The following is a 16,112-nucleotide window of genomic DNA, read 5'->3' as shown; positions in this document are numbered from 1 at the left end:
GCTGTTTGGCTCAGCCTTCGATTTCGACCAGGATTTCCCCCGGATTGACCCGGTCGCCCTTGGCGACGTGAATGGCCGTGACCTTGCCCGGGATGGCTGCCTGGACTTCGGTCTCCATTTTCATGGCTTCGGTAATCAACACGGCTTGGCCGGCCTTCACCACATCGCCTTCCTTGACCAGCACATCGACGATGTTGCCCGGCATGGTGGTGCTGACGTGGCCTGGCGCAGTGGCTTGATTGCGCTTGCTGCTGCCGCCACTGACAAATTCGTTGAGCGGTTCGAACACGACCTCTTCCGGCATGCCGTCGATGGACAGATAGAAATGACGCTTGCCCTCGGCCTTGACGCCCACACCGGTGATGTCGACGCGGTAGGTTTCGCCGTGGACATCAATGACGAACTCGGTAGGTACACCCTCGCCGCCGGCGGAACTCACGCTGCCGGCTTCTGGAATCGGCAGCAGGACTTCAGGGGTCAAGGTGCCCGCTTCACGCTCTTCGAGGAACTTGCGCCCGATGTCCGGGAACATCGCATAGGTCAGCACGTCTTCCTCGGATTTGGCCAAGGCGCCGATCTCGCCACGCAGCCGGGTCATCTCCGGCTTGAGCAGGTCGGCAGGCCGTACGTCGATCACGTCTTCACTGCCGATGGCCTGGCGGCGCAGCTTCTCGTTCACCGCACCTGGCGCCTTGCCGTAGCCGCCTTGCAGATAGAGCTTCACCTCGTTGGTGATGGTCTTGTAGCGCTCGCCGGCCAGCACGTTGAAGAATGCCTGGGTGCCGACGATTTGCGAGGTCGGGGTTACCAGCGGCGGGAAGCCGAGGTCTTCGCGCACGCGCGGGATTTCCGCCAGTACTTCGTTCATGCGATTGAGTGCGCCCTGCTCTTTCAACTGGTTGGCCAGGTTGGAAATCATTCCGCCTGGTACCTGGTTGACCTGGACGCGGGTGTCCACCGCGGTGAACTCGCTTTCGAACTGGTGGTACTTCTTGCGCACGGCGTAGAAATACAGGCCGATTTCCTGCAGCAGTTCCAGGTCCAGGCCGGTGTCGAACTCGCTGCCCTTGAGGGCGGCTACCATCGATTCGGTACCCGGATGGCTGGTGCCCCAGGCGAAGCTGGAAATTGCCGTATCGATGTGGTCGGCGCCGTTCTCGACAGCCTTGAGCTGGCACATCGCGGCGAGGCCGGCGGTGTCATGGGAGTGGATGAACACCGGCAACGATTGCTCGGCCTTCAGCGCCTTGACCAGTTCGCCAGTGGCATAAGGGGTCAGCAGGCCGGCCATGTCCTTGATCGCCACCGAGTCGCAACCCATGGCTTCCATCTGCTTGGCCTGGGCCACGAATGCGTCGATGGTGTGCACCGGGCTGGTGGTGTAGGCGATGGTGCCCTGGGCGTGCTTGCCGGCGGCCTTCACCGCTTCGATGGCGACCCGCAGGTTACGCACGTCGTTCATCGCGTCGAAAATACGGAACACATCGATGCCGTTGACCGCGGCCTTGGCGACAAATGCTTTGACCACATCATCGCTGTAATGGCGATAACCGAGCAGGTTCTGGCCGCGCAGCAGCATTTGCAAGCGAGTGTTGGGCAGCGCTGCGCGCAGTTGGCGCAGGCGCTCCCACGGATCTTCTTTCAGAAAGCGCACGCAGGCGTCGAAGGTGGCGCCGCCCCAGACTTCCAGCGACCAATAGCCGACTTTGTCGAGCTTGTCGCAGATCGGCAGCATGTCTTCGGTGCGCATGCGGGTGGCGAGCAGCGATTGGTGGGCGTCGCGCAGGATTGTGTCGGTAACGTGGATCTTCTTGGACATTGTCATGATTCCTTACAGGCCTGCGTGGGCGGCAATGGCGGCGGCGATGGCCAGGGCCAGCTCTTCGGGTTTGCGCTTGATCGAGTAATTGGTCAGTTCCGGGTGGCTTTCAACAAAGCTGGTGTTGAACTGGCCGCTGCGGAATTCCGGATTGCGCAGGATCTCCTGGTAATACGCGGCGGTGGTCTTGACCCCCTGCAGGCGCATGTCATCCAGGGCTCGCAGACCTCGGTCCATCGCTTCTTCCCAGGTCAGCGCCCAAACCACCAGTTTCAGGCACATCGAATCGTAGAACGGCGGAATGGTGTAGCCGGTATAGATCGCCGTGTCGGTGCGCACCCCCGGGCCACCCGGTGCGTAATAGCGGGTGATCTTGCCGAAGCTGGGCAGGAAGTTGTTTTTCGGGTCTTCGGCATTGATGCGAAACTGCAACGCAAAGCCCCGGTGCTGGATGTCTTCCTGCTTGACCGACAATGGCAGCCCGGAGGCGATGCGGATCTGCTCGCGAACGATGTCGATACCGGTGATTTCTTCGGTGATCGTGTGTTCCACCTGCACCCGGGTGTTCATCTCCATGAAGTACACCTCGCCCTCGGCGAGCAGGAACTCCACGGTGCCGGCGTTTTCGTAGCCCACGGCCTTGGCGGCGCGCACCGAGAGGTCGCCGATGTAGGCGCGCTGCTCGGGTGTCAGCTGCGGGCTTGGAGCAATTTCGATCAGCTTCTGGTTACGGCGCTGGATCGAGCAATCCCGTTCGAACAAATGCACCACGTTGCCAAAACTGTCACCGAGGATCTGCGCTTCGATGTGCTTGGGATTGACGATGCATTTTTCCAGGAACACTTCCGCCGAACCGAACGCCTTGGTGGCTTCGGAGATGACCCGTGGGAAGGCCTGTTCGAGTTCTTCGCGACTGTTGCAGCGACGGATACCACGGCCACCGCCGCCGGACGTGGCCTTGAGCATGACCGGGTAACCGATCCGATCACCTTCGGTCAGGGCTTCTTCAATACCCGAGACATTGCCTTCGGTGCCCGGCGTCACCGGCACGCCGGCCTTGATCATGCTGCGGCGCGCTTCGGTCTTGTCGCCCATGCGGCGAATGACTTCCGCCGACGGGCCAATGAATTTGATCCCGCGCTCGGCGCAGATGTCCGCCAGTTCGGCGTTTTCCGAGAGGAAGCCGTAACCGGGGTGCAACGCATCACAGCCGGTTTCCACCGCCAGGTTCACCAGTTTGCGCGGATTGAGGTAGCCGGCCAGCGGATCGGCGCCGATGCTGTGGGCCTCGTCCGCCCGCTTGACATGCAAGGCATGACGGTCGGCGTCGGAGTAGACCGCGACCGAGCGAATGCCCATTTCGGCGCAAGCGCGCACGATGCGGACGGCAATCTCACCGCGGTTGGCGATCAGGATCTTTGTTATCAATTGGAGGTTCCCTTGAGCCGGTGATACCCACGGCCTGAGGTCCAGGCCGATGCGTGACCAGATGTAACAATTGGTCGCAGCTCCACACTAGTCCCGGTCGTTGATTAACAAAAATGAATATTTGTTGGGCGGAGCATAAGCAAAGACTTATAGTTGCCTCGCCCGCGTTGCTCCAGAGAGTTAGAAATATGCGTAAGTCATTGATGCGTATGACGTTGCGTCAGCTGCAAATTTTTAATGAGGTATGCGACCTGAGGTCATACAGTCGCGCAGCCGATGAAATGTCTCTCACACAGCCGGCCGTTAGCCTACAGATTCGATCCCTTGAAGAGCTGATTGGCCAGCCGCTGTTTGAGTATGTCGGAAAAAAACTCTATATGACCGAAGCGGCCGAAGCCCTTCAACGCGCCAGCCGCGATATTTTCGGGCGACTGGAAAATCTCGACATGCAGCTTTCTGACATGCAGGGTTCGTTGCAGGGGCAATTGAAGCTGGCGGTAGAGTCCAGCGCCAAATATTTCGTCCCGCACCTGTTCGCCGCGTTCAAGCGTCAGCATCCCGAGGTCAACCTGAACCTCACCGTGGTCAATCGCGGCCAGGTGATCCGGCGCCTTTCAGACAACCGTGATGACCTGGTGATCATGTCCATGGTGCCCCAGGACATGGGCCTGGAATTCCTGCCATTTCTCAACAACCCGATCGTTGCCGTGGCGCCACCCGACCATCCGCTTTGCCACACCGGCCCGCTGCGCCTGCAAGACCTGGAACCTTATACGCTGCTGTTGCGCGAGCCCGGTTCGGGCACGCGGTTGGCGTGCGAGGAGTATTTCAAGGAGAAGCGGGTGCATTTCACCCAGACGCTGGAAGTGGCGTCGGCGGAGGCCCAGCGCGAGTGCGTCGTGGCCGGGCTGGGCGTGGCGCTGTTGACGCGCCACGCCGTAAGCCGCGAGCTAAGCTCCGGCGCACTCATCGAGTTGCCGGTTGAGGAGTTGCCGCTGTACCGCAGCTGGTGCCTGGTGCAGGCCCGGGCTAAGCGTCTGTCACCGGTGGCTCATGCCTTCCTGGCATTCGTGCGCGGCGAACGCGCCCAGATTATCGGCCTGGTTGAGCGTTTCGACGGGAAGCCGCCGGCGCCGCCTGCCAGTAGTTGAACTCTACGGCGTCAGGAAAATCGTTGATTTCTGCCAGAAGCTGCCGTTGCTCATAGCGATCTTCGATCGCACGGCGGAACGCCATGCGGCGTTGATCTTCCTGTTGGCGACGGGTTTTGGCGGCGCTGCGGTCTTCGTAGGACTGGGTCATGTCGAGACTCCCAAGACGTATACGGGAGTTACAAGATGACGGCGCGGGATGACGTTTTGGCGGCGCGAGCGTTACAGAACGATGAATTCGGGGCAGAGCAGATTTGTGGCGAGGGGATTTATCCCCGCTGGGCTGCGCGATAGCCCCTGCGCATTGCTTGACTACCGTATTGGGCAGGTTTGCGTCTGCTGCGCAGCCAAGCGGGAGCAAGCTCCCTCGCCACAGAAGCCTTCAATTCAGCAACAGCGCTCAGTCATCCAGCGCCTTTACCGACTTGGGCGACAACCGCAAGCTGCGAAGGCTGCGCTTCACACTCTTGAGATGGTTGACCAGGCTCGGGCCGCGCGCCATGGCGACGCCCATGGCCAACACATCAATGACCACCAGATGCGCGATGCGCGAGGTCAGTGGCGTGTAGATTTCCGTGTCTTCATGCACGTCGATCGCCAGGTTCACCGTCGACAATTCAGCCAATGGCGTCTGGCTCGGGCACAAGGTGATCAGCGAGGCACCGCTTTCGCGTACCAGGTTCGCAGTGATCAACAAGTCCTTGGAGCGACCCGACTGGGAAATACAGATCGCCACGTCGGTAGGCTTTAACGTGACCGCCGACATTGCCTGCATGTGTGGATCGGAATAGGCCGCCGCCGTGAGCAGCAGACGGAAGAACTTGTGCTGGGCATCGGCCGCGACTGCGCCAGAAGCGCCAAAACCATAGAACTCGACACGTTGCGCCTGGGACATGGCCGTGACCGCTTTTTGCAGCGCCACCGGATCGAGTTTCTCGCGGACCTCCATCAGGGTGTGCAGGGTCGTGTCGAAGATTTTCAGGCTGTAATCGGCGACCGAATCGTCTTCATGAATCGCGAACTGGCCAAAACTTGCACCCGCCGCCAGGCTCTGCGCCAATTTGAGCTTCAGGTCCTGGAAACCAGAACAACCGATTGCGCGGCAAAAGCGCACGATGGTCGGCTCGCTGATGCCGACGCTGTGGGCCAGGTCAGCCATGGAGCTATGCATCACGGCCGCTGGATCAAGAAGTACGTGATCGGCGACTTTCAGCTCCGACTTGCGCAGCAAGTGGCGTGACTGGGCGATGTGTTGCAACAGGTTCAAGGGGCTGGACTCTTGTTATGGGGCGGGTGCCGGGATGTAGCAAGCTTGTAGTTATACTACAAGAATTGGCGCTTTGCCTGTCCAAAACGTAACTGGATTGCCTCGCGGTCCTTTGTTTTGGCAGAGGATCGCCAGATGTAGCAGCTAGTATGAAGGCGCAAACCCTCTGTGCCGCCGATCCGGTGATTTCCAGACGCGACCTGAGCCTCCGACGTGGGCAAAAGACCGCCTTTTGTCCATCCCCTATTACTTGCCGTCCCGACAATATAGCCCAGCGACAATAAGCGGCAGAAAGCAACCAATAACTGAACAACCCCATTACGAACCAACTTTTTCTTACAATACCCAGCACAACTTCTCCAACATTAATAAATCAAAGTGGATATATTAGCTCCCGCAGGACGCAATCAACTTTAACTACAGGAGTACTATTATGAAAATCATCACTAAAGACTGGACCGCACACCTCGACCGGATGCCAGGCGCCGCGTCTTTCCGCACCTTTGGCACTGTCACTGTAGCCAATAGCGGTGTGGTCCCCAAGCTGGTACGCAGCGACATACAAGATAAATCTTTCGATCTGCGACTGGACTTGAAACTTGAACAATCCAACGAAACCTCACTACCAGTACTCACGGACAAGCTTGTGGAATACAAAGAATTGGGGAACTCTAATATCACTGGCGTAAGTATTTTTTACGAAGGACAGTTAGTGCATCATATCGATGAAGTGCTCGTGACAAACTAAGCTTAAGCCTCATAAGTTCCCGTCAGACGGCCTGGCTGTTTGACGGGAACCTTCGTAATTCAGGCTCATTCAATCCTGCTGTTGCGCCCGCAACAGCGCAGCCAGCCCCTCAGCTTCCACCGGCCGGCTGATCAGATACCCCTGAACCTCATCGCAACCCTCGTGCCTGAGAAAATCCAACTGCTCCTGCCGCTCGACGCCTTCGGCCACAACCTTGAGCGACAACCCATGGGCCATGGCGATGATTGCCCGGGTGATGGCTGCGTCCTCCCCGCCCTCCGCCAGGCCACGAACGAATGCCTGGTCGATCTTGACGTAATCCACCGGAATACGCTTGAGATAGCTCAGCGAAGAATAGCCGGTGCCAAAGTCATCAATCGCCAGCTTGACCCCAAGATCACGCAGTTGCTGGAACGTAGCGATGATGTGCTCGACGCTGTCGAGCAACTGGCTCTCGGTCAGCTCCAGCTCCAGATATTGCGGCGCCAGGCCGGTCTCCTCCAGCACTTGGCGTACAAGACTGACCAGTTTGCCCTGGCGCAGCTGATGTACTGAAAGGTTGACTGATACCCTGATAGGCGCAAGCCCCTGGCGCTGCCATTCGCACGCCTGCCAGCAGGCCTGGCGGAGCACGAATTCGCCGATCGGTCCGATCAGCCCGGTCTCCTCGGCCAAGCCGATGAAGTCAGCGGGCGGAATCTGGCCCAAGGTCGGATGGTCCCAGCGCACCAGCGCCTCGGCCGCGTTCAGGCGGCCTGTCGCCAGGCACAGTTTGGGCTGGTAGAAAACGCTCAATTGCTCTTCCTCAAGCGCCTTGCGCAACTGGTTTTCCAATTGCAGACGTTCCAGCGTGCTGGCCTGAAGGCTATCGGTATAGAACTGGAAGCTATTGCCGCCCAGATGCTTGGCGTGTTGCATGGCCATGTTCGCCTGGCTGACCAACATGGAGATTTCCCGGGCGTTATCGGGCAACAGGCTGATGCCGATCGAAGCGCTGACCACCAGCTCATGTCCTTCGATCGTCAGTGGCAGCCGCAACTTGGCAGACAGCCGAGTCGCAACCCTCGCCAGGCTGGACAGATTGCCATAGGCGTCGAACAGCACGGCGAACTCGTCTCCCGACAACCGGGCAATGGTGTCGGCCTCGGGCAACGCATTGATCAGGCGGCGAGCCATCTTCTGCAGCAACTGGTCGGCGATGTCGTGACCGAGGCTGTCGTTGAGCAACTTGAAGCGATCAAGGTTGATATGCAGCAGTGCCAAGCTCCGGCGCCCGCCCTGGCGAACCCGTTGATGGGCCTCGTGCAGGCGTTCGCGGAACAGCGAACGGTTCGCCAATCCGGTCAGCTCGTCGTAATGAGTGAGGTAGCGCATCCGCTCCTCGGATTCGCGACGGGCCGAAAGATCGGCGAAGAAGCCAACTATATGACTGACATTACCTCGCGAATCGCGCACCACGTTCAACTGCAGCCACTGTGGATAGAGCTCACCGTTGGCCCGCGCCTCCACCAGTTCGCCTTGCCAGGTGCCATGCTGCTTGAGGGCCTGGCGAATGATTGGATAGTGCCGGCGTGCATCGCGACTGCAAGGCAAGTCGACCACGCTGCGCCCGAGCATTTCGGCAATACCGAAGCCGGTCACCCGCACGAACGCCTGGTTGGCGGCCAGCAACGCGTAGCTGGGATCGAAGATCACAATGCCTTCGCTGGCCGCTTCGAAGACCGTGGCCGCCAGTTGCCGCTGCTGTTCAAGCTCTTTGCTGGCGCTGATGTTGCGCCGGGTGCCGACCATGCGCAGCACCCGACCAGTGACGCTGCGCTCCACCGCCCGGCCACGGTCTTCGATCCAGACCCAATGACCATCGCCATGACGTACACGGTACTCGATCTGGTAATCCTCGCTACGGCCTTTGAGATGCTCGACCAAGGCACGCTTCAACGCGGGTAAATCCTGTGGATGCAGGCGCGGGGTGAGATGACTGAGCATGGCCGTTACGTACTCGGGTTCCAGGCCGAACAGCTCCTTGAGTTGGGTGTGATGGACTTCATCGGTTTGCAGATTCCAGTCCCACAACCCCAGCTCACTGGCCTTGAGCGCCAATGCCAGGCGCGCTTCGCTTTTACTCAGCGCCTGGCTGGCCGCCTCCAGCTCAAGGCTGCGCTGTGCCACCCGCGCCTCCAGGCCAACCTGTGCCGTACGCAACAGCGCTTCGGCAGAACGGCGTTGTTCGACCTCACGGGCCAATGCCTCGTTAAGCTGCGCGCCGCGGGCTTGTGCCTGCTGCAGATGCTCGATCAGCGCCTGGTTCTGGAAGCGGCGCAGCATGCCGTTCTGTATCAGCCGATTGACCTGCCAGGCCACCACACTCAGCGAAACCAGCACCACCAGCCCAAGCCAGCCCCAGCCACACTGTTGCTCATCGCCACCCCAGAAGAGATAACCGATGGCCGGCAACAGGCAAGGCAAGGTAAAGGACAGGTACGCCGGAAGGCTCACGGCATAGGCGACGCTCGCCGACAGCGTGGCCGCGCCGATCAGGCCGAATACCCACGCCTGTTGCTGAAAGCTGTCCGCCGGGACCAGGGCGATACCGGCACCGGCCAGCGTCAGGCCGGTCATGGCCGAGCCCAGCAGGAACATGCGCAACCAGATCGGATGCGCCTGGCGCCTTGGCATCGCCGAATCGAACGCGGCCACTTGAATCACCCGCAACGCCACCAGCGATAGCAACCAGACCAACCAGACGCTGACCAGGAAGTAGCGCGACGGCGTCCACAACAGCGCCGCACACACCAGCCCGTTGACCAGCATGAACAGCGTGGGCAGCAGCGAGCCCTGATACAACAGCCTGGTGCGTTCGACGGCCATTTCCGTGGCGTACTGCTTGCAGATGAGGCGGGGCTCCACGCAGGGTCCCGCCAGATCGGAATTGGAGGTCATAGGCGATGTTCTTGTTCTTATTCAGGGGGCGCGTGCTGCACCCGAAACGAGCACCGAGCATACACAAGCCAAAGGCCATCCCACACTGCTCCCGCTCATAAAAACAGCGAAAAAGCCGCCATTTCATTGGGTAATAACCCTGGAAAGCGAGCCCCGCCCATGCTTGTAGCCACTGACCAACCGGTCATCACCCAGGCGGCTTTTTATCGGCTGATGCAAAGCTCGGTTTGCCCGGGGTGACGCCGCACCCTAGAATGCCTCGATGCGCGATGATCTCTCCCTTCTGCTGAATTCTCTTAACGACGCCCAACGCCAGGCAGTTGCTGCCTCCGTCGGCCGTCAATTGGTCCTGGCCGGTGCCGGCTCCGGCAAGACCCGAGTGCTGGTGCACCGTATCGCCTGGTTGATCCAGGTTGAAAACGCCTCGCCCCATTCGATTCTGTCGGTGACCTTCACCAACAAGGCCGCTGCCGAGATGCGCCATCGCATCGAGCAGTTGATGGGCCTCAACCCGGCCGGCATGTGGGTCGGCACGTTCCACGGCCTGGCGCATCGCCTGTTGCGGGCCCATTGGCAGGAGGCCGGCCTGAGCCAGACCTTCCAGATCCTCGACAGCGACGATCAACAGCGCCTGGTAAAACGTGTCATCCGCGAACTGGGCCTGGACGAACAGCGCTGGCCCGCCCGTCAGGCCCAATGGTTCATCAACGGCCAGAAAGACGAAGGCTTGCGCCCGCAGCACATCCAGGCCAGCGGTGACCTGTTCCTGGCGACCATGCGCAGCATCTACGAAGCCTATGAAGCGGCATGCCAGCGCGCCGGGGTCATCGACTTTTCCGAGCTGCTGCTGCGAGCCCTGGATCTGTGGCGCGACCACCCGGGCCTGCTGGCGCATTATCAGAAACGCTTCCGGCATGTGCTGGTGGACGAATTCCAAGACACCAACGCTGTTCAGTACGCCTGGTTGCGCCTGCTGGCCAAGGGTGGCGACAGCCTGATGGTGGTGGGTGACGATGACCAATCGATCTATGGGTGGCGCGGCGCCAAGATCGAAAACATTCATCAGTACTCGGCGGATTTCCCCGACGCCGAGGTCATCCGCCTGGAGCAGAACTACCGCTCCACCGCCGGTATCCTCAAGGCCGCCAATGCGTTGATCGCGAACAATACCGGGCGCCTGGGCAAGGAATTGTGGACCGACGGCGGCGAAGGCGAGGCAATCAATCTGTACGCTGCCTTCAATGAACACGATGAGGCCCGCTATGTGGTGGAAACCATCGAGAGCGCGTTGAAAACCGGCCTGGCTCGCAGCGATATCGCCATTCTGTATCGCTCCAACGCCCAATCGCGGGTGTTGGAAGAAGCCCTGCTGCGCGAACGAATCCCTTACCGGATCTATGGTGGCCAACGCTTCTTCGAGCGCGCGGAGATCAAGAACGCCATGGCCTACCTGCGCCTGATCGAAGGGCGCGGCAACGACGCGGCCCTGGAGCGGGTGATCAACGTGCCGACCCGAGGCATCGGCGAGAAAACCGTCGAGGCGATTCGCGACCATGCGCGCCATAGCCACGTGTCGATGTGGGAGGCCATGCGCCAACTGGTCGACAACAAAGGCGTTACCGGGCGCGCCGCCGGTGCGCTGAAAGCGTTCATGGACCTGATCGAAGACCTCGCCGCCAAATGCGCCGAGATGCCGCTGCACCTGATGACCCAGACCGTCATCGAGCAGTCCGGCCTGATTGCCTACCACGAGGCGGAAAAAGGCGAGAAAGGCCAGGCGCGGGTGGAAAACCTCGAGGAGCTGGTCAGCGCCGCGCGCAACTTCGAAAACACCGAAGAAGACGAGGACCTGTCCCCGTTGTCAGCGTTCCTCGGTCATGCCTCCCTGGAGGCCGGCGACACTCAGGCCGACGAGCATGAAGACAGCATTCAGCTGATGACGCTGCACAGCGCCAAGGGCCTGGAGTTCCCGTATGTGTTCCTGGTGGGCATGGAGGAAGGCTTGTTCCCTCACAAGATGAGCCTGGAGGAGCCGGGACGCCTCGAAGAGGAACGCCGCCTGGCCTACGTCGGTATTACTCGGGCCATGCAGAACCTGGTGCTGACCTACGCTGAAACCCGTCGCCTGTATGGAAGCGAGACTTACAACAAGGTGTCACGCTTCGTACGCGAAGTGCCGAAAGGCCTGATCCAGGAAGTACGCCTGTCCAACAGTGTCAGCCGACCGTTCGGCGGCAACCAGCAAGGCACCAGCAGCCTGTTCGGCGGTAGCGACATTCCGGAAACCGGCTTCAGCCTCGGCCAGGCTGTGCGGCATTCGGTGTTTGGCGAAGGCGTGATCCTCAATTTCGAAGGCGCCGGTGCCCAGGCCCGAGTTCAAGTGAACTTCAGCGAAGGCAGCAAATGGCTGATGCTGGGGTATGCGAAGCTGGAAGCGATCTAAAAGAACCTGTGGGAGCGAGCCTGCTCGCGAAGGGGTTGGATCAGTTGACATTGATGTCACTGATACATCGTCTTCGCGAGCAGGCTCGCTCCCACAGGGAACCATTCAGCGTTCCGATAGAACTTGTCCCCCTTTCCTACAGCCCAAAGCGAACAGGCCTTCTTGCGCATCTGAAGCTGAACCTCAGCTGTCACGCAAAAGCCCGAAACACTCTGCCGCTAGCCAGCAACAGTTCACCTGTGCAACATGGCGCGCGTGCTATCCACAAATGGGAATGCCTTAATATGAAACGTTTTCTTAGCATCGCCATGGCGTTGTGCATCGGCCTGACGATGGCCATCGACGCCAATGCCGCCAAGCGTTTTGGCGGTGGTAAAAGTTCGGGCGCCGCCCCGACTCACCAGACCAGCCAGATGGCGCCGTCCTCTGCCGCCGGTTCAACCGCTGCCACCGCAGGCGCGGCCGGTGCGGCTGGCGCTGCCACCAAGGCCAGCGGTGCTTCGCGCTGGCTCGGCCCACTGGCCGGTATCGCCGCCGGTGGCCTGCTCGCATCCATGTTCATGGGCGACGGCTTCCAGGGCATGCAGATCTTCGACATCCTGATCATGGCGGTCATCGCCTTCCTGGTCTTCCGCTTCATTGCCGCCCGTCGTCGCAAGCAGCAGGAGCAACTGGCTCCGGCCGGTCACGCGCCGATGCAGCGTGAAGTGTTCAACCAGCAGCCTGCCAGCGGCTCGATCTTCGGTGGCGCAGCCGCTCCAGCGGCCGCCCGCCCGGTGATCAACGCACCCGCCTGGTTCAACGAACAACGCTTCATCGAAGCCGCTCGCAGCCACTTCATGTCCTTGCAGCAGCATTGGGACTCGAACGAAATGGACAAGATCGCCGAGTTCGTAACCCCGCAATTGCTGGAGTTCCTCAAGCGCGAACGCGCCGAACTGGGCGACGGCTACCAGTCCACCTACATCGACAACCTGCAGGTGCAACTGGACGGCGTCGATGATCGGGCAGACAAGACCATCGCCACCCTGACCTTCGTCGGCGTGTCGAAAGACTCTCGCTTCGACCAGGGCGAAGCGTTCAGCGAAAGCTGGAACATGGAACGTGCCCAAGGCGAGAACCAGCCTTGGCTGGTTGCGGGTATCCGCCAGAACGGCTGAACCTTCGCGCATTTCGCATGTTGAAATAAAACCCCGGCCTCGGCCGGGGTTTTCTATTTCACGGTTGCATCTATAGCGAGCTACTGTATAAACCGCCCCATATGAAACCGCGCCATTGAGAAAGAGGATCCCCGGACGTGGAAGAAATCATCGAACAACTGCGTGAAGCCAACGAACCTGTGCCGGTTCCACTGGAGTTGCCTGACGAAGACTTGCTGGTAGAGATCGAGGAGCAACTGTTCATCGATATCCCCTTCGTCTTCAGGGAGTTTTTGCTGACTGTCAGCGATGTCGTCTACGGCAGCCTGGAACCGGTGACCGTTACCGATCCGCAATCCCACACCTACTTGCCCGACGTGGCAGCCAATGCCTGGGATGCGGGTGTCGATCGCAGCCTGATCCCGATCTGCCAGGACGGCGACGATTATTATTGCGTCGAAGAAGACGGCACTGTGGTGCTGTGGCAGGCCGAGGAAGAGCTGATTGCCGAGGAAACCTGGGAATCGGTCTGGCACTGGGCGCGGGATGTCTGGCTGGAAAGCTGACGCGCCCATGCCTGGCGCCGGTCAATGCCCGGATGATTCCTTGTGATTGTCCAGCGTATCGAGCAAGGCCACCTGCATCCGCGTATGCAGGCGGACGAACCAGCGCCAGAGCAGCGCCGCCACTGCAGTCGCCACCACGGCAATCAATACCAGCAACTTGTTGGTCGGCAGGATACTGGCCGACAAGGCTGCCAGCAGCAGGAAAATCACCAGCAGCGAGAGGATCGGGATCACTTCGGCGATGACCCGACGCACGCGCTGCGTGTGGCGGCCGGCCATCTCCGGCGTGACACCCAACTCCGCCAGCAGCATCGACAGCGCCTTGAGCTTGCGGTACGCAGCGATCAGGAACGGTAGCGACAACAGCAGCGCCCCACCCCAGATCAATGCTTTTTGCCAGCTCGGATCGCTGATCCAGGCTTGCAGGTAAACCGACATCCGCTCGGCGAAATAGCCGCCCGAAACAAAAATCGCGATGACCAATGCCAGGTTGATACCGACCTGCAGCAGGATTCGCCTGATCATGGCGGCCACCATGGCGCTCTCGCCCCGTGGCTGAATACTGCGCAACCATTCACCATACATGCCCAGCACGCGCGTCAGCCGTTGCGGCATTGCCGAGGCCAGCCTAACTGACAGCGGATCCGCGGCCCTGATCAAGTAAGGCGTCAACAGCGTGGTCAGTACCGACACAGCCACCGCCACCGGGTAAAGAAAATCGCTGGTGACCTGCAAGGTCATGCCCAGCGAAGCGATGATGAACGAAAATTCGCCGATCTGTGAAAGTCCCATCCCGACTCGTAGGGAGGTGCGTCCGTCATTGCCGGCGATAAAGGCGCCGAGACCACAGGAGAGCATCTTGCCCAGCACGACTGCGCAGGTGATCACGGCAATCGGCCAGGCGTATTCAAGCAAAATCGCCGGATCGAGCATGAGCCCGATCGCCACGAAAAATATTGCGCTGAACAAGTCGCGCACCGGCTCTACCAAGCGTTCGATTTTCAGCAACTGCCGGGACTCGGCCATGATCGCACCGATCAGGAATGCCCCCAGCACCATGCTGTACTCAAGCTTCACCACCAGCAGGCAGAAGCCGAAGCAAAGTCCCAACACCGTGATCAGCAGCATCTCGTTACTGTCGAATTTTGCCACGTACGCCAGCAATCTGGGCACCAGCAGGATCCCGATGACCAACGCCACGATCATGAACAACGACAACTTGCCGACCGTGGAGAACACCTCGCCGGAACTCACCGTGCCGCTGACGGCAATGCTCGAGAGCAAGGCGATGATGCCAATGCCAAGGATGTCCTCGACGATCAGCACCCCGAAAATCAGCTGCGCAAAGCGCTCGTTTTTCATTTTCAGGTCATTGAGCGCCTTGACGATGATCGTGGTCGAGGAGATGGCCAGGATCGCGCCAAGAAACAGCGAGTCCATGGTATTCCAGTCGAACCAGCGGCCGATTTCATAGCCGATCCAGATCATCAGGACGATTTCGAGGAATGCTGCGATGAACGCCGTGGCGCCAACCTTGAACAGTTTGCGCAGGCTGAATTCCAGCCCGAGGCAGAACATCAGGAAGATCACCCCCAGCTCGGCCAGGGTCTTGATGGTTTCTTCGTCGTGGATGAAACCAAACGGTGGCGTATGCGGGCCGATGATGAAGCCGGCGACGATATAGCCCAGCACCACCGGTTGCTTGAAACGATGAAAGAGTACCGTTACCAGCCCCGCCACCAGCATGATGATCGCCAGGTCCTGAATGAAGCTGATGGCATGCATGGTGGGGCTCCTTGTGTGAAATGACTCGATGCGGAGTCGGGCGATTCCGGTCCTTTTGTAGGAAATGCCTAAGCTGACGGGCATTTGCAGGTTAACACCGCGACTTCCTGCAAAAAGACAGTGCAATATATGGAAACAGATCCACCGAAGCGTGACGGCAAGCAACGGCGCAGCGTCCCGATATGGGTGGCTGGAAAACGACTGGCCACAACCCAACGCCCGCAGAGGCGCCTCCCCGAAATTGCTGCCTTGAACCGTGAGAACGTTATGGAACCCGGAAACGCCCAGCTGTCGATGACGGTGTTGATGACCCCCGATATGGCCAACTTCTCTGGCAATGTCCACGGCGGCACCTTGCTTAAATACCTCGATGAAGTTGCCTATGCCTGCGCCAGCCGTTACGCCGGTCGCTACGTGGTGACGCTTTCGGTCGACCAGGTCATCTTTCGTGAGCCGATCCATGTCGGCGAGCTGGTGACGTTCCTGGCGTCGGTGAACTACACCGGCAACACGTCGATGGAAGTGGGCATCAAGGTCGTGACCGAGAATATTCGTGAGCGCTCGGTGCGCCATACCAACAGCTGCTTTTTCACCATGGTGGCCGTGGATGACCAACGCAAACCTGCGCCCGTCCCGCCGTTGCACCCGCAGAACAGCGAGGAAAAGCGCCGCTACGAACAAGCCCAGCAGCGTCGGCAGATCCGTCAGGAGCTGGAACGGCGCTATCAGGAAATCAAGGCGGACGGGCCGTAAAGGCCACCGAAAACCAACTGTGGGAGCGAGCCTGCTCGCGATAGCATCAGCCCAGGCAACCGAAATCCCGTGG

General features: G+C 59.9%; 12 protein-coding genes. 6 read left to right on the top strand and 6 right to left on the bottom strand.

The window, feature by feature from the left end; genetic code table 11:
* Window positions 1–10: 10 nt before the first annotated feature.
* Together oadA and ACE04F_RS15070 are read right to left on the bottom strand one after the other, a co-directional pair.
* A complete protein-coding gene (oadA, locus tag ACE04F_RS15075) occupies window positions 11–1,819 on the bottom strand; it encodes a sodium-extruding oxaloacetate decarboxylase subunit alpha (protein ID WP_486107870.1) in 1,809 nt (602 codons plus the stop codon).
* A 12-nt stretch (window positions 1,820–1,831) separates the two neighbouring features.
* The gene (locus ACE04F_RS15070; protein ID WP_003206982.1) at window positions 1,832–3,247 is read right to left on the bottom strand and encodes an acetyl-CoA carboxylase biotin carboxylase subunit; all 1,416 of its coding nucleotides are present in this window, start codon (window positions 3,245–3,247) and stop codon (window positions 1,832–1,834) included.
* A 188-nt stretch (window positions 3,248–3,435) separates the two neighbouring features.
* Between ACE04F_RS15070 and ACE04F_RS15065 the strand changes: the two genes are divergently transcribed.
* On the top strand, window positions 3,436–4,398 hold the full coding sequence (locus ACE04F_RS15065) for a LysR family transcriptional regulator (protein ID WP_486107868.1): 963 nt from the start codon (window positions 3,436–3,438) through the stop codon (window positions 4,396–4,398).
* Here ACE04F_RS15065 and ACE04F_RS15060 read toward each other — a convergent pair.
* Window positions 4,340–4,549: a PA3496 family putative envelope integrity protein gene (locus ACE04F_RS15060; protein ID WP_486107866.1), complete on the bottom strand. Its 210-nt coding sequence runs from the start codon at window positions 4,547–4,549 to the stop codon at window positions 4,340–4,342. The two genes, ACE04F_RS15065 and ACE04F_RS15060, sit on opposite strands and share 59 nt — an antisense overlap.
* 249 nt (window positions 4,550–4,798) lie before the next feature.
* Window positions 4,799–5,665: a transcriptional regulator HexR gene (hexR, locus tag ACE04F_RS15055; RefSeq protein WP_003187110.1), complete on the bottom strand. Its 867-nt coding sequence runs from the start codon at window positions 5,663–5,665 to the stop codon at window positions 4,799–4,801.
* Window positions 5,666–6,098: 433 nt separating this feature from the next.
* On the opposite strand from hexR, the gene ACE04F_RS15050 reads away from it, so the two are divergent.
* Window positions 6,099–6,413, top strand: a complete 315-nt coding sequence (locus tag ACE04F_RS15050; protein WP_486107864.1) for a hypothetical protein — start codon at window positions 6,099–6,101, stop codon at window positions 6,411–6,413.
* Between the two features lie 69 nt (window positions 6,414–6,482).
* On the opposite strand, the gene ACE04F_RS15045 is transcribed toward ACE04F_RS15050, so the two are convergent.
* A complete protein-coding gene (locus ACE04F_RS15045; RefSeq protein ID WP_486107862.1) occupies window positions 6,483–9,353 on the bottom strand; it encodes a putative bifunctional diguanylate cyclase/phosphodiesterase in 2,871 nt (956 codons plus the stop codon).
* 262 nt (window positions 9,354–9,615) lie between these two features.
* On the opposite strand from ACE04F_RS15045, the gene uvrD reads away from it, so the two are divergent.
* The 3 genes from uvrD to ACE04F_RS15030 all read left to right on the top strand — a co-directional run bounded on the left by uvrD (window position 9,616) and on the right by ACE04F_RS15030 (window position 13,501).
* Window positions 9,616–11,796 carry a DNA helicase II gene (gene uvrD / locus ACE04F_RS15040; RefSeq protein WP_486107860.1) on the top strand — a complete coding sequence of 727 codons (2,181 nt, stop codon included), beginning with the start codon at window positions 9,616–9,618 and terminating at the stop codon, window positions 11,794–11,796.
* A gap of 284 nt (window positions 11,797–12,080) precedes the next feature.
* Window positions 12,081–12,956 (top strand): Tim44 domain-containing protein, encoded by an 876-nt coding sequence (locus tag ACE04F_RS15035; RefSeq protein WP_486107858.1) that lies wholly within the window; start codon window positions 12,081–12,083, stop codon window positions 12,954–12,956.
* A gap of 137 nt (window positions 12,957–13,093) precedes the next feature.
* Window positions 13,094–13,501 carry an SMI1/KNR4 family protein gene (locus ACE04F_RS15030; RefSeq protein ID WP_003187120.1) on the top strand — a complete coding sequence of 136 codons (408 nt, stop codon included), beginning with the start codon at window positions 13,094–13,096 and terminating at the stop codon, window positions 13,499–13,501.
* A gap of 21 nt (window positions 13,502–13,522) precedes the next feature.
* On the opposite strand, the gene ACE04F_RS15025 is transcribed toward ACE04F_RS15030, so the two are convergent.
* Window positions 13,523–15,286: a cation:proton antiporter gene (locus tag ACE04F_RS15025; RefSeq protein WP_486107856.1), complete on the bottom strand. Its 1,764-nt coding sequence runs from the start codon at window positions 15,284–15,286 to the stop codon at window positions 13,523–13,525.
* 267 nt (window positions 15,287–15,553) lie between these two features.
* Here ACE04F_RS15025 and ACE04F_RS15020 point away from each other — a divergent pair, with 267 nt between their 5' ends.
* Window positions 15,554–16,039 carry an acyl-CoA thioesterase gene (locus tag ACE04F_RS15020; RefSeq protein WP_305497705.1) on the top strand — a complete coding sequence of 162 codons (486 nt, stop codon included), beginning with the start codon at window positions 15,554–15,556 and terminating at the stop codon, window positions 16,037–16,039.
* Window positions 16,040–16,112 lie beyond the last annotated feature (73 nt).

The organism is Pseudomonas sp. AGC41 (assembly GCF_057334555.1).
Note: the sequence above shows the minus strand (reverse complement) of the source record. Positions and strands in the feature narration are given on the sequence as shown.